General features: G+C 65.5%; 9 protein-coding genes. 2 read left to right on the top strand and 7 right to left on the bottom strand.

Annotated elements, in window-relative coordinates; translation table 11 throughout:
• The 7 genes from PVE35_RS17030 to PVE35_RS17060 all read right to left on the bottom strand — a co-directional run bounded on the left by PVE35_RS17030 (position 1) and on the right by PVE35_RS17060 (position 19,356).
• Positions 1–9,480, bottom strand: coding sequence for a non-ribosomal peptide synthetase (locus PVE35_RS17030; RefSeq protein WP_277372454.1), 9,480 nt, complete (start codon positions 9,478–9,480; stop codon positions 1–3).
• Positions 9,481–9,530: 50 nt separating this feature from the next.
• Entirely contained in the window at positions 9,531–14,336 is a 4,806-nt protein-coding gene (locus tag PVE35_RS17035; protein ID WP_277372455.1) for a non-ribosomal peptide synthetase, read from the bottom strand.
• Positions 14,337–14,402: 66 nt separating this feature from the next.
• Entirely contained in the window at positions 14,403–15,389 is a 987-nt protein-coding gene (locus tag PVE35_RS17040) for a TauD/TfdA family dioxygenase (protein WP_277372456.1), read from the bottom strand.
• Between the two features lie 185 nt (positions 15,390–15,574).
• Entirely contained in the window at positions 15,575–16,510 is a 936-nt protein-coding gene (locus PVE35_RS17045) for an ABC transporter substrate-binding protein (RefSeq protein ID WP_277372457.1), read from the bottom strand.
• A gap of 31 nt (positions 16,511–16,541) precedes the next feature.
• On the bottom strand, positions 16,542–17,585 hold the full coding sequence (locus PVE35_RS17050) for an iron ABC transporter permease (RefSeq protein ID WP_277372458.1): 1,044 nt from the start codon (positions 17,583–17,585) through the stop codon (positions 16,542–16,544).
• A complete protein-coding gene (locus tag PVE35_RS17055) occupies positions 17,582–18,565 on the bottom strand; it encodes an iron ABC transporter permease (protein ID WP_277372459.1) in 984 nt (327 codons plus the stop codon). Before PVE35_RS17055 ends, PVE35_RS17050 begins: the two co-directional genes overlap by 4 nt.
• On the bottom strand, positions 18,562–19,356 hold the full coding sequence (locus PVE35_RS17060; protein ID WP_277372460.1) for an ABC transporter ATP-binding protein: 795 nt from the start codon (positions 19,354–19,356) through the stop codon (positions 18,562–18,564). The genes PVE35_RS17055 and PVE35_RS17060 overlap by 4 nt, the downstream gene beginning before the upstream one ends.
• 348 nt (positions 19,357–19,704) lie before the next feature.
• Between PVE35_RS17060 and PVE35_RS17065 the strand changes: the two genes are divergently transcribed.
• Both PVE35_RS17065 and PVE35_RS17070 read left to right on the top strand, forming a co-directional pair.
• A complete protein-coding gene (locus PVE35_RS17065; protein WP_277372461.1) occupies positions 19,705–21,912 on the top strand; it encodes a TonB-dependent siderophore receptor in 2,208 nt (735 codons plus the stop codon).
• Positions 21,913–22,357: 445 nt separating this feature from the next.
• Positions 22,358–22,693 (top strand): hypothetical protein, encoded by a 336-nt coding sequence (locus PVE35_RS17070; RefSeq protein ID WP_277372462.1) that lies wholly within the window; start codon positions 22,358–22,360, stop codon positions 22,691–22,693.
• Positions 22,694–22,994: the final 301 nt, after the last annotated feature.

Below are 22,994 nucleotides of genomic sequence, written 5' to 3' on the forward strand. Positions count from 1 at the left end.
TCAGTCTTCCATCTCTGCCAGCAAACGCTGCATCTCATCCAGTGCCTGATCGGTCGAAGGCCGCTGCGGGTTTTCGATCTGTTCGGCCAGGCCGGCAATGGTCGGGTTATGGAACAGGCTGCGCAGCTCGACCTTGACGCCGAAGCGGCTCTCCACCCGGGTCATCAGTCGCATCGCCAGCAGCGAATGGCCGCCCAGCTCGAAGAAGCTGCTGAGCACGCCGACCTGCGGCAGGTCGAGCAGCTCCTGCCACAGCTCGGCCAGTTCGCGCTCCAGTGCCGTGCGCGGCGCTACGCCTTGCTCGGCCTGCGCTTGCGGCGCCGGCAGGGCCTTGCGGTCGATCTTGCCGTTGGCATTGAGGGCGAAACGAGGTAGCTGGATGAAACCGGCCGGCACCATATAGGCCGGCAGCAGGTTTTCCAGATGGCGGCGCAGCGCCGCCTCGTCGACCGGGCTCGCGGCCTGCAGCCAGGCGAACAGGCTGTGGCTGCGACCATCGAGCATGACCACCGCCTCTTCCACGCCGGGGTAACGGCGCAGCAGCGATTCGATCTCCCCCGGTTCGATACGGAAACCGCGCACCTTGACCTGAAAGTCGGCACGGCCGACATAGGCCAGGCGCCCATCGCTACGGCGGCGCACCAGGTCGCCGGTGCGGTACATGCGGCTGCCAGGCTCGCTGGCGAACGGATCGGGCAAGTACGCTGCGGCGGTAATGGTCGGCGCATGCTGGTAGCCGCGAGTCACCCCGCTGCCGGCGATATACAGCTCGCCAGTGCTGCCCAGCGGTACCGGCCGCAGGCATTCGTCGAGCACGTAGCAACGGGTGTTGAGCAGCGGCATGCCGATATCGGCGACGCCGGCCGGCACCTCGCGCAGCGCCTGGGTGGTCGACCAGACGGTGGTTTCCGTCGGGCCATAGGCGTTGATCAGTTGCACGCCCTTGGCCTGCAACACCTTGACCAGCTCGGCCGGCACCGCTTCGCCACCGATCAGGCCGCGCAGGGCCGGCCAGTCGTCACGCCCGGTTTCCAGCAGGAGCTGCCAGCCAGCCGGGGTGGCCTGGAACACCGTGGCGCGACGCAGCAGCTCGAACAGGCGGTGCCCATCGACCACCTGCTCGCGGCGCGCCAGGAGGATGGCCGCACCCTTGAGCAACGGCAGGAACAGCTCCGGCTTGCACATATCGAAGGCGTAGGTGGTGCTGGCCAGCCAGACGTCCTCGGCGCTCAGCGGCAACTGGCGGTCGAGGCCGGCGAGCAGGTTGCTCAGGTTGCCACGGGTGACTTGCACGCCCTTCGGCGTGCCGGTGGAGCCGGAGGTGTAGATCACGTAGGCACGCTGCAGCGGCGCCACCGACAGTGCCAGGTCGTGCGCCGGCTGCTCGGCCAGCGGCAGGTGCTCGACGAGCGTGCTGTCGACAGCGCCGAGCACCTCGGCGCAGGCCTGCTCGCTGAGCACCAGGGCCGGCCGCGCATGCTCGATGATGAAACGCAGGCGTTCGCCCGGTTGCTGTGGGTCGAGCGGCAGATAGGCCGCACCCGCCTTGTGGATCGCCAGGATGCTGGGCAGCAGCCAGGGGCCACGGCTCAGGCACAGGGCGACCAGATCATCGCAACCGACACCCTGGGCGCGCAGCCAATGGGCCAGGCGATTGCTCAGGGCATTGAGCTGGGCATAGCTGTAGCGCTGCTCCTGGCAATCCACCGCCAGTGCGTCCGGGGTCAGCGCGACCTGGCGCTCGAAGCGGGCGATCAGATCCTCGGTCTCGCTCAGCGCGTGCGCCGGCAGGTTCCATGGGCGGCGTGTCAGGGCGTGATCGGCATTGGCCAGGTCGATATCCCACAGCCGCGCCTCGGGCCGCGCCAGCATGCCGTCGAGCAGGTGACGGTACTCGTCGGCGTAGCGCTGCATGGTGCTGGCGACGAACAGCTCGGTGTTGTACTCCAGCACGCAGTGCCAGGCGCTGCCGTGCTGCTCGATATGCAGGCCGATGTCCACCAGGGCGCTGTCGCTCTCGACATCCAGACGCTGCGCCGGCAGGCCGGCGAAGCCCTGGCCGACCGCGGCCACGTCGTCGCGCTGGATCAGGTTGAACAGCGCCTGGAACAGCGGCGTATGGCTCAGATCGCGGCGTACCTGCAAGGCCTCCACCAGCCGCTCGAAGGGCACATCGCCATGCTGCTGCGCGGCCAGGTGGGTGGTTTGCAAGGCCTGCCAGAACGACGCCACCGATTGCAGCGGGTCGATCTGGCTGCGCAGCACCTGGGTGCTGGCGAAGTAACCGATAAGGTTGTCGGTGTGCGCCTGCTGACGCTGCGCCACCGGAAGGCCGATCCACAGCTCGCGCTGCCCGGAATGCCTGGCCAGCAGCACCTTCCACGCCGCCAGCAGCGGCGCGAAGGCGGTCAGGCCATGGCGCTGCGCGGTGCTGCGCAGGCGTTCGACCAACTCGACCGGCAACTCGAAACGCAGGCGCCGCCCGTGGTAGCCCTGTTCGGCAGGGCGCGGCAGGTCGGTGGGCAGATCCAGCACCGGCGGCTCGCCGGCCAGGGCCTGCCGCCAGTAGTCCAGTTGCGCGTCGATGCGCGCCTGCCCGGCAGGGCTCTGCCAACTGGCGGCAACATCGCTGAATTGCAGCGGCAGCGGTGCCAGCGCCGCCTGGGCTCCGCTCAGCTCGGCCTGGTAAAGGCGTTGCAGCTCGTCGAAGAATATCTCCAGCGAACGGGCGTCGGCGATGATGTGATGCAAGGTGGCCTGCAGCACGCTCTGCCCTGCGCCCTGATACAGGCGCACCCGCCACAGCGGCGTCGCGCCGAGGTCGAAGGCGCGCTGCGCTTCCTCGCTCAGGGTGCGGGCGAAGGCCGGCGACTGCACATCCTGCTGCAACGGCTCGACGCTGAGTAGCGGGCCGTGCAGTTGCACGACCTGCTGCCGCGCGCCTGCCTCCGTCTCGCTGAACACGCTGCGCAGGCTGTGCTGGCGCTGCACCAGTTGCGCCAGGGCGCGTTCCAGTACATCGGCTTGCAGGTTGCCGTGCAGGTGCATGGCCAGGGACAGGTGGTAGGCCTGGGTATCGCCCTGCAAGCGGTCGAGGAACCACAGCCGCTGCTGGGTGAAATGCAGCGGCGCCGCAACCTCGCCGAATGGTCGCAGGATGCTTTCGTCTGCCCCCTCGGCAGTGGCCAGGCTGGCCGCCAGTGCGCCCAGGGTCGGGCACTCGAATACGCTGCGCAGCGGCAGTTGCCGCCCGTGGCGTTCGGCGATACGTGCTACCAGCCGTGCCGCCAGCAACGAATGGCCGCCGAGGGCGAAGAAGTTGTCGCCGGCGCCCACCGCATTGCAACCAAGCAGCTCGCACCAGAGCTCGGCCAGTTGCGCCTCCCAGGGCTGGCTCAGTTCACCATCGCGCTGGCCTTCATGTTGCGTGGGCGCCGGCAGCACCTTGCGCTCCACCTTGCCACTGGGGCTCAACGGCAAGCTGTCGAGGCGCACGAACTGGCTTGGCAGCATGTAATCCGGCAGGTGCTGCGCCAGTTGCGCGCGCAGCGCGGCGTCGTTCAGCTCGGCGCTCGCCGCCTGGGTGACCGAGTAGTAGGCCACCAGGCGCGCACTGTCGCCGCTGCCGAGCAGCACCACGGCCGCTTCGCGCACTCCGGCGATACGCGCCAGCAGGGCTTCGATCTCACCCAGTTCAATACGGAAGCCACGCAGCTTGACCTGGAAGTCCAGGCGTCCCTGGTAGTCGAGGCTGCCATTGGCATTGCGCCGCACACGGTCGCCGGTGCGGTACATGCGCGCGCCCGGCACGAAGGGATCGGGCAGGAAGCTGGCCGCGCTCAACGCCGGCGCGGCGAAATAACCACGGCCCAGGTTGGCGCCGGCCAGGTACAGCTCGCCGGACACGCCCGGCGCCACGGGTTGCAGGTCGGCGTCCAGCACATAGGCAGCGGTATTGACCACTGGCCGGCCAATCGGCACCTCCACCCCGCCGCTGTCGCCCTGACGCACCTCGAAGGTGCTGTAGACGCTGGCCTCGGTCGGCCCGTAGCCATTGATCACCCGCGCGCCACGCTGCTCCATGGCCTCGGCCAGCGCGCTCGGCAGGGCCTCGCCGCCGGAAATGGCGCGCACGCCCTGCCAACTGCGCTGGGTGTGCGCCACCAGCATGCGCCAGGTGGCCGGGGTGGCCTGCATCACCGTCGGCTGGCCGGCCTCGATCAGGCGGTCGAGGGCTTGCGGGTCGCGTGCCTGCTCACGGTCGGCGAGCAGGATGCTGGCCCCGCGACCGAGCGGCAGCAACAGCTCGACGATGGCGATATCGAAGGTCGCGGTGGTCAGTGCCAGCACCCTGTCCTGCGCCGTCAACGGCAGCACCTGCTGCACGCCGAGCATCAGGTTCATCAGGTTGCCACGGGCGATGGCCACACCCTTGGGCTGGCCAGTGGAACCCGAGGTGTAGAGCACGTAGGCGAGCTGGGCGGGATGCACGCTCGGCGCGCGATAGGGCTCGCTGCTGCTCAGTGCATCGATATCCAACAGCTCGACATCGCTGCCCCACTCGGCCAGTTCCGCCAGGGCCTCGGCATTGCTCAGGCACAGCCGCGGCTGCGCGTGGGCGAGAATATAGCGGCCGCGCTCGGCCGGGGTGTCCTCGGCCAGCGGCACGTAGGCGGCGCCCGTCTTGAGAATGGCCAGCATGGCCATGGGCAGACGCGCATCGCGCGGCAGGCGCAGGGCCACGCGATCCTCGGCGCCGACGCCACGGGCCTGCAAGGCAGCGGCCAGGCGTTCGGCGGCCTGGTTCAGCTCGGCATAGCTCAGGCGCCGTTGGCCGGCCTGCACGGCGATGGCCTCGGGCTGCTCGGCGACCTGCCGGGCGAAAGCCTGCAGGATGTCTTCGCGGCCCTGCACAGGCTCGCCGTGCAAGCGGGCCAGCGCGCGCTGCTCGGGCTGCCAGGCGAGCTCACCGAGTACCTGCTGCGGTTGTTCGAGCACGGCCTCGAGCAGCGCCAGGTATTGCTCGAGCATCGCCTGGGCGGTCTGCTCGCGGAACAGCTCGCTGCTGTATTGCAGGCTCAGGGCAATGCCGTGCTCGCTGTCGCGCACGTCCAGATGCAGGTCGCACAGGGCGCTGTCCGGACGATTGTCGAGGGGTTCGGCGATCAGGTCGGTCAGCTCGAAACGCTCCAGGGCATGGCCCGGGAAGTAGTTGAACATGGCCTGGAACAGCGGGTTGTAGCTGACCTGGCGAGCCACGCCGAGCTGTTCGATCAGGTAGTCGAAGGGCAGATCCTGGTGCGACTGCACTGCCACGGACAGCGCCTGCAAGGCGTTCATGTGCTGCAACAGGCTGGTCGTGCCGGAAAGCTTCTGGCGATACACCAGGGTGTTGACGAAGCAGCCCACCAGCGGCTGCAAGGCCGCGTGATGACGGTTGGCGGCCGGCACCCCGACGAGGATGTCGTGCTCGCCGCTGCGGCTGCGCAGCAGCAATTGGAAGGCGCAGAGCATGGGGATGAAGTTGCTCCAGCCGTGGCTCGCGCTGAATGCCCGCAGGCGCGCCGCCAGCTCATCCGGCAGGCGCTGCTCGACGCGCCCGCCAGCCTGGCTGGCATGGGCCGGACGGGGGAAGTCCGCCGCCAGTTCGAGCACCGGCAGTTCGCCGGACAACTGCTCGCGCCAGTAGGCCAGTTCGTCCTGGCAGGCGGCGCTGTCCATCCACTGGCGTTGCCACAGGGCATAGTCGGCGTACTGCATCGGCGCCTCGACCAACGCCGGTTTACGCCCCTGGCGCAGCTCGCGGTAATGAGCGCAGAGACCGTCGATGATCAGTTGCAGCGACCAGCCATCGGCGACGATATGGTGGCAATTGAGCGCCAGCACATGCGCCTGCGGGCCCAGGCGATACAGGCAGGCGCGCAGCAGCGGCCCGCTGTCCAGGGCGAACGGGGTCATCGCGTCCTGGCGCAGCAGCTCGTGCAACTGCGCCTCGCTGGCCACCTCGATCAGCGGCAGGGCCAGCTCGGCCCTGGCGAGGATGACCTGCACCGGCTCGCCGCCGTCGCTGACGAAACGGGTACGCAGGACTTCGTGCTGATCGACCAGGGCTTGTAGCGCTGCCTGCAGGTCAGCCACATGCAGGTCGCCGCTCAGGCGCACCGCGCCGGCCAGGTTGTAGGCCGGGCTTTCAGGCTGCAGTTGCTGAAGGAACCACAGGCGCTGCTGAGCGAACGACAGCGGCAGGGTCTGCGGACGCGGCAGACGCTTCGGTGCGTTACCCTCGCCAGCCTCCTGCTGCTCCAGCCACTCGGCCATGGCGGCGATGGTCGGGCGCTCGAAGACCACGCGCAGGGGCAGTTCCTTGCCGCTGAGCTTGCCGATCTGGCCGATCAGTTGCGTGGCCAGCAGCGAATGCCCGCCCAGCTCGAAGAAGTGATCCTGGATGCCGACCCGCGCCAGCCCCAGCACGCCCTGCCAGGCTTCGGCCAATTGCGCTTCCAGCTCGCTGCGTGGCGCCACATAGCGCGCCTCGCTCTGCGCTGCGAAATCGGGCGCCGGCAGCGCCTTGCGGTCGATCTTGCCGTTGGCGTTGAGCGGCATGCGTTCGAGCAGCATGAAGGCGCTGGGCAGCATGTAGGGTGGCAGGTTGGCGGCGACGAACTCGCGCAGCGCCTCGATGGAGGGCTGCGGCTCGGCCACCACGTAGGCCACCAGCACCTTGGCGCGCTGCTGGTCGTCACGGGCCAGCAGCACCGCCTCACGCACACCGGGGTAACGGGTCAGACAGGCTTCGATCTCGTCCAGCTCGATACGGTGGCCGCGAATCTTCACCTGGTGGTCGGTACGCCCGACGTACTCCAGCTCGCCATTGGCCAGGAAGCGCGCCAGGTCGCCGGTGCGATACAGGCGGCTGCCGTCGTTGGCGATGGGGTCAGGCAGGAACACCGCCGCCGTGCGCGCCGGGTCGGCCATATAGCCACGGCCAACCCCGACACCGGCGACGAAGATTTCCCCCACCGCACCGCGTGGCACCGGTTGCAGTTCGGCATCCAGCAGATACAGGCGGTTGTTCAGGGTGGCGCGGCCAATCGGCACGCTGCTGCGTGATTCCGCCAGGCACTCGATGAGCGGATGGAAGGCCACGTCATCGGAGCATTCGGCCGGGCCGTAGGCGTTCATCAGCGGGATACCCGGGTAGCGCTCGAACCAGCGCCGCGCCAGCGCCGGTGGCAGCGCCTCGCCAGTGGCCAGTACCCAGCGCAGCGCGGTGCGCTCCAGACCGGCGTCGAGCAGGCTCTGCATCAGCGACGGCACCGCTTCGAGAATGCTCACGCCATTCCGCGCGATGGCCTCGGCCAGGGCCTCGGGGTTCTGCATCACGCAGTCGCCGAGAATCACCGTGCGTGCCCCCAGCACCAGGCCGGCGAGGGTCTGCCAGACGGAGATGTCGAAGCACTGCGGCGCGCTCTGGGCGATCACGTCATCTTCATTCAGGCCCAGGCCCGGCAACTTGCCGAGAATGTTGTTGAGCATGCCGGCGTGGGCCACCATGGCGCCCTTGGGCGTGCCAGTGGAGCCCGAGGTGAAGATGCAGTAGGCCAGCGACAGATCGTGCACTGGAATGTCCAGGTCGGCATCGCTGTAGCCGCTCAGGGCCGCCGGCTCGTAGCGGATCGCCGCCGGTGGCTGGGCCATCTGCTGCAGCGCCTGCTGGGCCAGCTCGCTCTGCTCCGCGCCATGGATCAGCAGCGGCGAACGGCTCTGGGTGAGCACCTGGGCCAGGCGCTGCGGCGGGTTGCGTGGGTCCAGCGGCAGCCAGCCGGCACCCGCCTTGAGCACGGCGAGGATCATCACCACCAGGTCGAGGCCACGCTCATCGAGCAGCGCCAGCAGGTCGCCGTCCTGCACGCCATTGGCGCGCAGATGGCGGGCCAGGCGGTTGGCCGCCCGGTTCAGCTGATCGAAGCTCAGGCTGCGCTCGCCATGCACCACGGCAATGCGCTCGGGGGTGCGGCGCACCTGCTGTTGCACACGCTCGACGTACAGCGGCTGCAACTGCGCTTCGTCCGCCGCCAGGCCACCTGCGGCCCAGGCATGCTGCTGGGCGATCTCCGTGGCATCGAGCATGGCGATGCGCTGCAGCGGGATATCGGCGTCGCTGGCCAGGGCCTCGCCCATATTCAGCAGCAGCGTGCGGAAATGGCGCAGCATCTGCTCGACTTCCTCGCGCAGGAACCAGTCGGTCTGGTAGGTCAACTGCAGGTGCAGGCGCTCGCCGGGCACGATCACCACGGTGATCGGGTAGTTGGTGTGGGTGCGGTTGGCCATGTCGCTGATCAGGTAGTCCAACTGGCCCTGACGCAGGCTGGCGGAGATCGGCGCATTCTCGAAGACGAACAGGCTCTGGAACAGATCCTGGCGCTGCACCTCGCTCCAGCCCTGGATCTGCGCCAGCGACACGCTTTCGTGCTCGCGCAGGCTGAGGTTCTCCGCCTGCAGGGCCTTGAGCCAGGCACCGAGTGACTGCTGCGGCTGCCAGTTCCAACGCAGCGGCAGGCTGTTGATGAACAGCCCGACGATGCTCTCCATGCCCTGCATGTGCACCGGGCGCCCGGCCACGGTGACGCCGAACAGCAGGTCGCGATTGCCGCTGTAGCGCCCCAGCAGCAAGGCCCAGGCACCCTGCACCAGGGTGTTGAGGGTGATACCCAGGCGGCTGGCAGCCTGCTGCAGGCCCTGGGTCTGCTCCAGGCTCAGGTGTTCGACGCAATCCTCCACCGGCTCCGGCGCATCGAGCACACGGCCAGCATGGCCGAAACCAAAAGTGGTGGGCGTGTCGAAACCGGCCAGGCGTTGCTGCCAGAAGGCCTGATGATCCTCGGGCTTCTGCTGTTCCAGCCAGCGGATGAAATCGCGGTACGGGCGTGGCTTGGGCAGTTCCAGGCGCCGACCCTCACGCGCGGCGCGGTAGCCGTCGAGGAAGTCCATCATGATGATAGAGAAGCACCAGGCATCCATCAGGATGTGGTGATAGCTGCGCACGAACTGGTAGGTGTCCGGCGCCAGCTTGAACAGGCGCACGCGCATCAGCGGCGCCTGGGTGAAATCCAGCCCCTCGCGACGCTCCTCGGCCAGCAGATGCTCCAGGCGCGCCTGCTGCTCGGCCTCGTCGATAGCCGACCAGTCCTCGTAGGTGATCGGCAGTTCGACCTGCTTGTGCACCACCTGCATCGGCCGCTTCTGCTGCTTCCAGACGAAGGAGGTGCGCAGCAGCTCGTGGCGCTCCACCACCTGTGCCCAGGCCTGGCGGAAGGCGTCCAGGTCGAGCTGCGGCAGCACCATCACGTGGCGGTACTGCAGCAGGTACATGCCCTTGCCCGGGTGCATCAGGCTGTGGAACAGCAGCCCCTGCTGCATGGGCGCCAGCGGGTAGATGGCCTCGATATTGCGGGAAAGTGCTTTGACCTTGTCGTTCATGCCGAGGGTCTCCTTGCCGTGGGCTGGGGATGTGGGGGCGCCAGGGGTGGTCATTGCAATTGCTCGAGCAGGCCGAGGAATTCGTCGTCGGAAAGCCCCGAATCGGCGAAGTCGGCAGCGGTGGCGCGACCGGCTTCGGGATCCAGGCAGTGTTCGAGCAGGGCTTCGATACGCTGCTGGAACTGCTGCGCCAGTGCGCCGATCAGGGTCTGCTCATGCACCTGCGGGGCGTAGCGCCATTCGATGTGCAACTGACCCTGGTCGACCAGGGCGGTGACGTCGAGCAGATGGGTGCGGCGGGTGTCGGGGGCACGCATGGCCGGGCACAGCGTCTGCGCCAGGCGCCACAGGCGCGAGCCACCCAGCCACTGGTCGACCCGCCCCAGGTAGTTGAAGGTGAGCAGCGAAGCGGCGCCGAGCCCGTGCTGGGGATCGAGGCGCAGCAGGCCGTAACCGATGCCCTGCTCCGGCACGCGGCGCAACGCCTCCTTGGCGGCGATGATCGCCTCCTCCGGTTGTTCGGCGGCATGCACGGCCAAGGGGTAGCGGCTGGTGTGCCAGCCCACCGAACGCGACAGATCCGGGCCCTGTTCCCAGCCGCTGCGACCGTGGCTTTCCATCTCCAGGGTGACCTGCTCGCGCCCCAGCCATTGGCCGATCACACCCGCCAGTGCCGCGACTAGCAGATCCTGCACCTGGGTGCTGTAGGCCTCATGGCAGTCGCCCAGCAACAGTTCGGTTTTCTCGACGGACAGCTTGGTTTCCAGCGTGCGGCTTTCGCCGTACAGACTGACGTCACGGGCGACCTCGCCCTCCTCGGCCAACTGCGCTTGCCAGTAGTCACGCTGGGCCAGCACCTCTGCGCTCTCGCGATGTCGCTGCAAGGCCTCGCTCCAGCCATGGAAACTGGTGGAAACCGCCGGCAGCGAAGCCTGCGGGTCGAGGTAGAGGCTTTCCAGTTCTTCCAGCAGCACCTGCCAGGACACGGCGTCGACCAGCAGATGATGCGCCGTGCACAGCAGATGCCCACTGCCGGTGAAGTACACCCAGCGGATCAAGGGCGCGCGATCCAGTTGCCAGCCTTGTTGCCACTGCTCCAGCAGCGCGTCGTCCAGCGGTTGTTCGACCACCTGCAGCAGCTTGCCGGCCATGTCCGCCGACAGCGGCTGATAGCGTTGCTGCCAGCCCTGCGCGCTCTGCTCGAAGATCAGCCGCAGGCTGCTGTGACGCTGCAGCAAGGTGGCCAGTGCCTGGGCCAGGCGCGCCGGCTCCAGCGGTTGCTGAACGGCCAGCAGCAGGGACTGGTTCCAGTACTGCGGGGTGTTCTGCTGCTGGTCGAAGAACCAGGCCTGGATCGGCGTCAGGGCGAAAGCGGCGCTTGGCTCGGCGTTATCGACCTTGGCCGGCTCGGCCACACTGGCGAGCTCCACGGCCTGCTCGGCCCAGCCGCTGACCGATGGGAACTCGAAGATCTGCTTGGGCTTGAGCTGCAGGCCCTGCTGCTTGGCGCGGGCGATGATCTGCAGGCTGAGAATGGAGTCGCCACCGACCGCGAAGAAGTTGTCGTCGGCTTGCAGGTCGGGCTTTTCCAGAATCTCCCGAGCAATCGCCAGCAGGCGCTCGACCCTGGCCCGCTGCGGCGTTTGCGCCACCCGCGCCAGCGCCCGCACGCTGGGCTCGGCGAACAGTTGCTTGGGCGTGAGGGTGATCTGCTGCTGGCGCGCGCGGGCGATGATCTGCAGGCCGAGAATCGAGTCGCCGCCCTGGGCGAAGAAGTTGTCGTCCGGGCCGATGTCCGGGTTGCCCAGCAGTTCGCGCCAGATATCCAGCAGGGTGCTTTCCACGGCATTCAGCGGCTGTTCGGCACGCGCCTCGACGCTGCGTGGTGCTTGCTCGGCCAGGTTCAGCAATGCCTGACGGTCGACCTTGCCATTGGCCAGCAGCGGCATGGCCTCCAGGCAATACCACTGCGCCGGCTGCATATAGTCCGGCAGGCGGGCCTGCAAAGCGGACTGAATATCCGCCAGTGCGCTCGGCGCGGCGACCAGGAAGGCCACCAGGCGGTTGCCGGTCAACGGCGTCGGTGCGTTGAGTACGCGCACGTCCACAACCTGGGGCAACGCGCGCAATTGCGCCGCCACTTCCGAAGGCTCGACGCGGTAGCCGCGAATCTTCACCTGTTCATCCAGGCGCCCGAGGAACAGCACCCGCCCCAGATGATCGAGGCGAACGCGGTCGCCCGTGCGATAGCCGTGCTCACCGAAACGCGCCTGATCGATCTCGCTGGCACTCAGGTAACCACGCGCCACGGTGGCGCCTTCGATATACAGCTCGCCGCTGACGCCAGCCGGCAACACCGCGCCATCCGGCCCACGCACGCTGATGCGCACGTTGCCCAGGGGCCGGCCGAGCGGTGCGTCACCCTCGCCTTCGACTTCGTGGGTCAGCACGCCCACCGTGGTTTCGCTGGGGCCGTAGTGGTTGACGATGCGCAGGTGCGGGCTCAGGGCGCGCACCCGTGCCAGCAGATCGGCGCCCAGGGCTTCGCCGCCGAGCACCAGGCACTGGCGCGGCAATAGGCGCTGTGGTTCGCTGGCCACCAGCAGGGCATTGAGGTGCGAGGGCACGATCTTCAGCATGTCCACCGGCTGCTGGCCGAGCTGCGCCGCCAGCTCCTCGGCATCGAAGGCCAGCGCCTCGTCCAGCAGGCGCAAGCGCCGGCCGCTGAGCAGCGCACCGAACAAGGCGGTGTGGCCCAGATCCGTGGCGCAACTGGCCAGGCTCGTCAGGCTGGCATCGCTGCTCAGGTGCAGTCGCGCCAGGCAGGCGCTGACGTAGTGCACGAGGTTGCCCTGGGTCACCTCCACGCCCTTGGGTCGTCCGCTGGAGCCCGAGGTGTAGACCACGTAGGCCGGCAAGTCCGCCGGCACGCTGGTGCGCAGCGGCGCCTCGCTGAGGCTTGGACTGCTCGGCACAGTCAGCCACTGCACCTGCTCTGGCAACCAGTCTGGCCGCTCGCCCTCACCCACGCAGACCCTGGGTGTGGAATCCAGGCAGATGTCCTGCAGACGCGACTCGGGCCACTGCGGGTCGAGGGCCAGATAGGTAGCGCCGCACTGCCAGGCAGCGAGCATATGCATCACCAGTTCACGGCTGCGCGGCAGGCACAGGGCAATCCGATCACCCAGAACGCTCAGCAAGCCTTGCAGGCGCTCGCCACGGGCGACCACGGCACTGGCCAGCTCGGCATAGGTCAGTTGGCCCTGCCGATCCTCCAGGGCGATGGCCTGTGGTTTTTCCAAACAGTGTTTGACGAAGGCCTGCCAGGCGCCCTCCTCTGACACCGGCAAGGTTTCGCCAGACAACTGCGAACGCTGCTCGAATGGCAGCCAGTCCAGTTCAGCGAACGGCACGTCCGGCTGCTCCATGGCCGCCATGACCAGGGCCAGGAACTGCGCCTGGAAGCGCTCGACGCTCTCGCGCCGATACAGCGCCTTGCTGTAGCGCCAACGGCCGATGAACTCAGGCAGATCATCGATGACCACCAGGTTAAGCTCGTGAGCCGCGCCACGCTGCTCGCCGATCATGCGCTCGATGTAGCGCTCGAAGGGTACGTCACGCTCCTTGTTCAGGGTGAACATATGCTGGAACACCGGCGCCCGGCCCATCTGCCGCGGCAGATCCAGGTGCTTGGCCAGGCGCGCGAAGGGATAGTGACGGTGGCGCAGCGCCTGTTTGACGTTGGCCGCCACCTGCCTGGCCCAGTCAGCACTGGACAGGTCGCGACGCACCCGGCAGCGCACCGGCAAGGGGTTGACCAGGTAGCCCGGCAGTTCGGCCTGCTCGCGCTTCAAGCGCCAGCCACTGGGGGTGCCGAGGACGAAATCATCCTGCCCGGAGAGCATGCCGAGAAACTGCTGGAACAATGAGAACCAGTAAACGTAGGGCGTCACGCCCAGGCTCTTGGCCACCGTGCGCAGCCGCTCGCTGTTGTCCGCGCCAAAATGGAACGACAGCTCGCCGCCCTCGAAGCCCTGGGTGCTGCCATGGGCGAAGTCGGTGGGCAGTTCCAGCGTTGGTGCATCGGCCAGTTGCGCCTGCCACCAGGCCAGCTCCTCGGCCTCGATCGCCTCGCTGCGGATATGCAGGGCGCTGCACCAGTTGCGATAGGCCTGGGGGTCGACATCGGCAAGCACTTCGCCATCGACCAGGGCGAACAGTTCGCTGAACAGCACATCGAAGGTGGTCAGGTCGGAGACGATATGGTGAATGCCCAGCAGCACCGTGTGCTCGACGCGGTCATCCAACTGGTTGCTCAACAGCACCAGCCGGCTGACTTCACCGGCAGCCAGATCGAAGGGTTTGTCAGCCAGTTCGATCACGCGTTGCTGCACGCTGGCCGCATCCGCGCCCTGCCAGGTCTCGCATTGCAGCGAGGTGGGCTGTGGGCGGCTGTCCCACTGCAGCAACTGGCCATCACGCTCGACATAGGCACTGCACAGGTGCGGATAACGCCGCTGTACGGCCTGCCAGGCCCGCTCCAGACGCTGCGGCAGATCCGCCCAGAGGTATTGCGGCCTGACTCGCCCAGCCAGGGCGATGTTGTAGGCGCAACTGTTCGGCTCCATGCGCTGCAGGAACCACAGGGCCTGCTCGTTATCGCTGAGCGGACGCGCCTCGAAGTAATCCGGATGACGCTGCAGCCACGGCAGAATCTCGCCTGCGCGTGCCTGCAGCTCCTGCTCCAGGGGCGAATTCAACGCCTCTGGCGAGCCAGCGGAAATCATCAGGCGGCCTTCACTGGCGGACAGGCGAATACCGCGCAGCCAGCAATCACGCATCAGGCGATCGAGCATATGTCGTCCTTCATCTTGCAGAGTCGAGTTCTGCCGCCTTCGCGGCGGCATCGAGAGTGAGGGGCGTCAGCCCAATGGCGCAGGCTCGGCCATGGCCACCACCACCTTGCGCGCCCCCTGGAAGGTGGAACGCCCATGGGCAACCAGCATGTTGTCGAGCATCAGCGCATCGCCCGCCTGCCAGGGGAAGCTGATCTGGGTGCGTTGCAGCACGTCGCGCACATGCTCCAGCGCCTCCAGCTCGATGGGCGAGCCGTCGCCGTAGAAGACGTTACGCGGCACGCCCTCCTCACCGACGATGGACACCAGTGTTTCGCGTAGCGCCGCCGGCAGGTTGGAGATGTGGAACAGGTGCGCCTGGTTGAACCAGACCCACTCCCCGGTGACCGGGTGCTGCGCCACGGCCTGGCAGACCTGGCGCGTGCGCAGCTCGCCGTCGTCCTTCCACTCGAAGTCGATATGGCTGAGCCGGCAGAAGCGCTCGACCTCGCTGCGATCCTCGGTACTGAACGCCTGCTGCCAGGTGAGATCCAGACCGTTGCCGTAATTGCGCACGTACATCAGGCGCTTGTCGGCAAAACGCTGGCGGATGACGGGATCGATGCGCTGGTAGACCAGGCGGCTGTCGGCGATGGGTGTTTCGCCGCCGACCGGCGCGGCCTGAATGCAGTGAAACCAGATCTTCATCGGCCAGTTCAGCGAGTAGGACTGCTCGTTGTGCAGCGGAATGACCTGGTGAGCGGGGTACTCGGTGGAGGTGTAGACGCGGCTGTTGAGCTTGGTGCGCGGCGTGGAGGCGTAGTCGTAGGTCAGCAGCTCGTGACCGAAACTACGGGCGAAATCCTCGAAATCGCCGGCATCACGGAAGGCGAAGTCGCGAAAGAGGATACCGCCGGTGGTGTGCAACTCGCGGTCGACGGTTGCCTTGATAAGTTCCGCATGATCGCGCCAGGAGTCGCCTGACACAGGGGCGCGCAAGACGAATGGCAGAGCCCCCTCGATATCTGCTTGAACCGGGGCGTGGTCTGCGCGGAAGAGCGAGTCGGTGAGCATCTGGATTCCTTGGCGCTACTGATGAGGCGCACCAAATTATCGCAAAACACACTCACTATCAAACAGGAATTAATATTATTTGATAATAAGCCATGAATCGCTCACACCTTTGCGAAAAGCCCGAGCTAGAAGGCTCCATGGCCATTATTTGGCCACCCCACAAGCTGCTATCTACGGCCAGCCCCTTACTTTTCCTGCAGGTTGTAGGCACGCTCACCGATATGCGACAGCAGCAGGTAGGCCGAGCCGATCATGCCCTGCATGGTGTCGGCGAAGCGGCTGCGGTTGAAGTAGAGGAACTGATGGTTCTTCACCGCGAACAGGTTCTGCCACTGCGGCGAACGGCGGAAAGCCTCGGTGTCAGCTTCCGATCCGAGCATTTCCTCATAGGTGTCGATGATGAAATCACTGTCGAAGTCGCCGATACGCTCCAGGCTGTACGGCACGTTCTGCCGCGCCTCCTTGTAGGCCGCCACACGCCCGAGGCCGAAGTCGGCGATCACGTCATCCATGCCGGATCGGCCGATTAGCTGGAAACCATCCGGGTAGACCTCCAAAGTAGTCACGGTAATGCGCCCTGGATCCTTCACCCGCTTGGCGAACTCGCCGACGATCCACTGGTACTCCTTGAGCATCTCCTCATAGCGCTGCTGCTTGCCCACCAGGTCGGCCAGCTCCCTGGCATAGGTCTTGATATCGGCCTCGCGCGCTGGCAACAACACGACCGGAGCGATCTTGCTGAGCCGCTCCTTCAGTTCCTCGTGATAGGAGAGCCCGACGATCAGATCAGGCTTGAGCGCGGCGATGGCTTCGAGATCGGGCGACTGGTGCGAACCGACATAACTGATGCCGGAGACATCGAAGCGTTGCTGCGCACCGCGAAACAAGGCATCGGAAAACAGCTTCTTGCGCCCGGTGGAGCCGCAAGGCTTCACGCCCAGTTCGAGTAGCTGGGTGGTCAGGCTGAGGTCATGCAGAGACACAACGCAGCGTGGCGCCACCGGTACCTCGACACGGCCGAAACGGTTCTCGAATACACGGGTATCGGCGGCGACAGCCTGCATCGAGGCCAGGCCGAGCAGCACGCAGGCCATTGGCAAAAGGGCTTTGAGCTTCAGCATCATTTTCCTCATGAGCTTGTATGGGGGCGCGTCAGCGGTTGCGTTGTCGCGCCAGCAAAACCAACAGATAAGGCGCACCGATGAGCGCCACCACCAGGCCGGCCGGCAGTTGCAGCGGCGGCAGCAAGGCACGGCCCAGGGTGTCACCGAGCAGCACCAGCACGGCCCCGAACAGCGCCGACAGCGGCAACAGCGCGCCGTGTCGTTCACCACAAAGTTGCCGCGCCAGATGCGGCGCGACCAGGCCAACGAAGGTCATCACGCCGATATTGGCCACCGTCGCCGCAGTCAGCATCACGCTGCACAGCAACAGCAAAAGCATCAGCCAGGTCAGGTTCAGGCCTCGGCTGAGCGCCACGCCCTCGCCCAGTTGCATGAGATTGAGCTGGCGATGGCAGAACAACAGCGGCAGACCAGCGATCAGCAACCACAGCGCCAGACTCTGCACCTGCGGCCAATCCCCACGATGCAGGCTGCCGCCGAGCCACATCAGCGCCGACTCGACGCGATCGATATTGCCGTAGGTGATCAACAGATCGGCGACGGCACCGAGCATGGCCGTCAGGCCCACGCCCACCAGAATCAGACGCAGCGGTGCAATGGCACCACGCCAGGAAAGGCCGACGATTAACAGCGCCACCGCCAGACCACCGAGCAACGCTGCCAGGGGATAGAGCGGCAGCGGCAAGGCCTGTGGCCAGAGCACCAGGATCAGCAACATGGTGACGCTGGCGCCCGCCTCCACCCCGACCAATCCCGGCGCCGCCAGCGGATTACGCGTCAGCGACTGCATCAGCACGCCAGCCAGGGCCATCGCCGCCCCGCCGAGAATCGCCAGCAGGATGCGCGGCAGGCGCAGCTCCCACAGCACATTGGCCTGCGCTGCGCTGGCATCACTGGAGAACAGGCTCCGCCAGAGCTGCGCCATGTCCATCGAATAGCTGCCCACGCTGGCGGCATACAGTGCCAGCCCCAGCAGCAGCGCAATCAGCAGCAAAGCCGATAACAGGTCGATCGGCCGCCCGATCCAGGGCAGCCCGGCCAAACGCCTCGGGGTCGTCAGCCAGCGGCTCATTTCATCTTCCTCAATACCAGCACGACGAACACCGGACCGCCGATCAGGGCAGTGACGATGCCGGTGTTGAGTTCGTAGGGGCTGACCAGGGTACGCGCGACCACATCGGCCAGGATCAGCAGCAAGCCACCGAGCAGCGGCGCCGCCAGCAGCAGACGGCGCAGATCGTGCCCGAGCAGCAGCCGCGCCGCATGCGGCACCACCAGGCCGACGAAACCGATGGGCCCGGCCAGCGCCACCGCGCAACCGGACAGCAGCACCACGGCGGCCAGGCTGAGCAAGCGCATGCGCAGCAGATTGACCCCCATGCTGGAGGACACCTGCGCACCGAGGCGATAGGCATTCAATGCCCGCACATTCACCAGACACAGCAGCAGGCCGGCAGCGACATAGGGCCAGAGCCAGGTCGGCAGGTTCGCACCGGTGATGCCGAGCGAGCCGGTCAGCCAACGGCGCAGGCTGTCGAGCCCCTGCTGATCGAGCAGCAGCAGGATCGCGGTGATGGCGCCGAACAACGCGGCCATCATCGCCCCGGACAGCGTCAGGCGCACCGGATTGGGCGTGCGCCCGGCCAGCAGCATGACGCCGACGGCGGCCACCAGGGCGCCGCTGAAGGCGAACAGAGGAATCATGCTCATATCGTTGCCAGGCAATACCAACAGCCCGACCACCACGAACAAGGCCGCACCGCTGTTGATGCCGAGAATGCCCGGGTCGGCCAAGGGGTTGTCACCCACCGCCTGCATCACGGTGCCCGCCAGGCCCAGGCAGGCTCCCACCACCATCGCAATCCACAGGCGTGGCAGGCGCGAGCCGCGGATGACACTGTGATCGGCATTGCTCGGGTCGTAGGCCACCAGTGCCTGCCAGACATCCGCCCAGGGAATCGACTTGGCCCCCACCGCCAGGTGCAGCATCGACGCCAGACCGATCGCCAGCAGGATCGACAGCCACAGTGGCCAGCTCCACGCCCGGCTCATGAACAGACCTTGGCTTCGACTGCTCGTAATCGAGCGGGCGCCACCGGCACGCACAAGAGATCGCCCGAATGCGGGTCGCTGATGATGTGCGCATCCAGGTCGAACACGGCCTTGAGATTGCTCGCCGTGAACACCTCGGCAGGCGCCCCCTGCGCATGCACCTTGCCCTGGCACAACATCACCAGGTTATCGGCGTAACGTGCCGCCTGGTTCAGGTCGTGCAGCACCGCGACGATGGTGCGGCCCTGGTCACGCAGCACAGCCAGCAACTCGAGCAGGGCGATCTGATGGGCGATATCGAGAAAGGTGGTGGGCTCGTCGAGCAGGATAATGGGCGTGTCCTGCGCCAGGGTCATGGCGATCCAGCAACGCTGGAGCTGCCCGCCGGAAAGGGTGGACAGGGTGCGATCCAGCAGCATGGCGATATCGGCCAGTTCCACCGCTCGATCCACCGCCTGCTGATCCTGCTCGCTCCACTGCTGCCACCAGTTCTGCCAGGGGTAGCGCCCCTGCATGACCAGCTCGCGCACGGTGAGGCCTGCCGGCGAGGTGGTGCGCTGCGGCAGCAGGGCAACGCGCCTGGCCAACTCACGTCGTGAGAACTGCGCATGGGGCTTACCCTCGAGCAACACCTCACCACTGGCCGGCCGCTGCATACGTGCCAGCACGTTGAGCAAGGTGGTCTTGCCGCAGCCATTGGCGCCAATCAGCGCGGTAAAGCAGCCCTCTGGAATCGTCAGGCTGATGTCATCCAGCACCTTCAGCTCATCGAACTGGAGCCGAAGTCGCATCGCTTTCAACATGCACACACACTCAATTCGGATCGCATCACCACCTGCCCAACGCGCATGGCGTGCAGGCTCGGAGGCATACGGGATTCACCAGGAAAAATCTTGCTCGGCTCCTTCGCGAACGTCGCGTTCTTCGAGCCAGCGTCCGAGCCATGAACATCCGCGCGTAGCTTGCAGCAATAGCTGGGTGATGACAATAAATTGTGAGCTAGTACAAATCTTTCTCATTTAGATGTACAGTCCACACCGCCAGAGCAATCTGCCACCTGCGCGACGGCATGCAGGATCACCAGAAAATCCTCAGCCTTGCACCGACACCTAACCAGACGACAACAGGACTCGTTCGCCATGCGCCATTTCATGCAGAACCGCCCGAAACAGGATGCTCGCCGTCCCGCCTTCAGTCTCTCCGCTCTGGCTCTGGCCATGGCCAGCCTGAGCTCAGGCAACCTGGCCGCCGCAGAAGCTACTCTGGCAAACCCAGCAGATCCCGTGGAAATCGGCAGCATCAATGTCACCGGCCAAGTCGTGGAACAACCCACCGAGCATGTGACGGGCTATGTTGCCAAGCGCAACATGAGTGCCACCAAGACCAACACACCGATCACCGAAACGCCGCAGTCGCTGTCGGTGGTGACCAGCGACGAGATTCGCGACCGCCAGTCGGAAACGCTGGCCCAGGCACTGAGCTACACCCCAGGGTTCACCGCCAGTTCGACCGCTTTCAACCGCACTGCGGATCGCTTCCGCCTCCGCGGTTTCTCGGTCGAATCCGCCACCGGCGGCTCGCTGCGCGACGGCCTGCGCCTGCAGAACAACTCCTACGACGGCATTCAGGAACCTTATGGCCTGGAGCGCGTCGAGGTCATTCGCGGCGCTGCCTCGGTGCTCTATGGCCAGCTCTCGCCCGGCGGCATGATCAATGGCGTCAGCAAGCGCCCGACCGAAACGCCCTTCCATGAGCTGAACCTGCAAGTAGGCTCCCACGACCGCAAGCAACTCTCTGCGGACTTCAGCGGCCCGCTGGCTGGCAGCGACACCCTGAGCTATCGCCTGACCCTGCTCGGCCGCAACAGCGACACCCAGCAGGATCATATCAACGACGACAAGTTCTACATCGCCCCGGCGCTGACCTGGCGCCCCAACGAAGATACCTCGCTGACCCTGCTGTCCTTCTACCAGAAGACCGATACGCGTTTCCTCGCGCCCCTGCCCTATCAGATGGTGAAAGGCGTGGGCGATGGTGCTTTCAAGATTGGTCGCCATGATTTCGTCGGCGAGCCGGACTACGACGACATGAACGGCGAGATGTCGGCGCTCGGCTATGAGTTCACGCACAGCTTCAACGAAAACATCACGCTCAATCACAAGCTGCGCTATTCCGAGTCCGACGTGAAGTGGAATTACCTGCAGATTCAACCCTCGACCGCCGCCATCGACTTCTCCGCACGTACCGGCACCCTGCTGCGTCGCTACAGTGATCGCCACGAACGTGCTCGAACCTGGGCCAGCGATACCAACATCGAGTCGAAGTGGCAGCTTGGCAGCGTCGAGCACACCGTACTGGTCGGTTTCGACGGCTACGACAGCTCTTATGACTCGCATAACTTCCGTGGTAACGCCCCTAGCCTGGATCTGAGAACTTACAACTATGGCCAGCCGGTGGTGGTCAACAAGAACCCCGCAGCGGATCGCGGCTCGCAGCTCGACACTCTGCAAAAAGGCATCTATCTGCAGGATCAGATCAAATTCGACGACAAGTGGATTCTGCTTCTGGGTGGTCGCCATGACTGGGCCGATCAACAGCAAACAGCGCATCGCAATGGTGACAAGGCGAGCCAGAGCGATGAAGCCACCACCTACCGTGCTGGCCTGGTCTACCTCGCGGATAATGGCCTGGCGCCCTATATCAGCTACAGCGAGTCGTTCTTCCCGGTTTCGGTTGCGTCGGTCACCGGCCAGACTTTCGACCCCACCGAAGGCAAGCAGTATGAAGTCGGGGTGCGCTATCAGCCCAAGGACAGCAACATGCTGCTCAGCGCAGCAGTCTACGAGCTGACCCAGACCAACGTGCTCAAGCAGGATCCAATTACCGACCAATACCGCCAAACCGGCGAGGTACGCTCCCGCGGTCTGGAGCTGGAAGCCAAGGCGGATGTCACCCAAGCACTCAGCGTGATCGCCACCTACGCCTATACCGATTCGCGCACCACCAAGAGCAGCATTGCCTCCGAAGTGGGTCAACGCACCGACGAAACGCCCTACCACCAGGCCGCCCTGTGGGCCAGCTATGACTTCGTCCACTGGGGCATGCCGCAACTGACCGTAGGCGCCGGCGCTCGCTACATGGGTACAACGCAGGCCTCGGAAATGGATTCGTCCATGCCAGCCTACACCCTGTTCGACGCCATGGCGCGCTACCAGATCGACGACAACTGGGCCGTAACCCTGAACGCCAGCAACCTGACCAACAAGCACTACACGCAGTGCAGCTTCTCCACCTGTGCCTACGGTGACGAGCGCACCCTGCTGACCTCGGTGAACTTCAACTGGTAAGTGAGTGAGAGGGTCACTTCGATCGAGGTGGCGCTCGACCTGTTCCACACCCAAAACGAAAAAGCCGGCTGCGATAGCCGGCTTTTTCGTTGCTGAGTCGATGGCCCTGCTGGAATCGAACATAGCCAATCAAGGCCACGCAAAAAAGGCCTTGAGAGTTTCGACATTGCCGCCATACCCCCAAACGTACCCCTAAAGCCGAAAGTACCCCTGCTTTGACAGCCAAGATGACCGATGCTTGATCCTGCTGCGGGCAATCAAAAATCAGCCCGCCGGATCGGACATACTGAGCGCAGCAGGTCGTCCAGTGAACACAGCATTCCTACTCATGGCCCAATACGGGGCCGACTCGATAGATGCGCTGCGCACTGGCGCCAACGTGGTGAGCATCAAGCGCAAGGCGTGACTATCCTCTCCTGATACATGCTCAGGGCGAGGCCAACTCATGGAACGACTGCTAGCTTTCGCCGTGCTTCTTCTGCTACCTCTTGGGGCGATTGCCAGGGGTGGAAGAGGCTCATCAACAGATGGTGCGATGTTGCTCGCACTCGCATTCCTCTTTGCGGTCGTTGCGATCGGAACCTATTTGCGCAAACGCTATCCGACCTTGCCGCAGTTATTGGGCGGGCTGTTCGTTTTCTTGATGATAGGCAATATCGCCGCGCTGGCTCTGGCCGCCACCGGGATTATCAGCAGCTCCGCGATACCGCTGACAGGCTTGCTCATAGCAGTTGCGGCACCTTTCGCACTCACCTGGCTGACAGGCAAGAACAAGTCGTAACGCGCCGCAGGCGCGGATGACTTACCGCTCCAGCTATTCCGGCGGCCTGGTTTCTCTAACCAAGACAACCACGGTAGACCCGGCCTCTGCCCGGCTATACCCGCCACATAGAAGCTCATTGCGAACACTCGCCATGCGTATCTCGCAAGGCCGCTCCTGAACGGTACCGAAGTAGTAGATCCAGAGCTCATCGCTGTGCGTGTAGCGCCCTATCCTGAGCGGGCCTGCTACCTCATCGAGGTATTGCTCGCCAGGACGGCAGACTTCGTGCTCGGGTTTCATTCTGATCATGGTGGTGCTC

This window comes from Pseudomonas sp. AA-38, from assembly GCF_029457475.1.
Lineage (GTDB): Bacteria > Pseudomonadota > Gammaproteobacteria > Pseudomonadales > Pseudomonadaceae > Aquipseudomonas.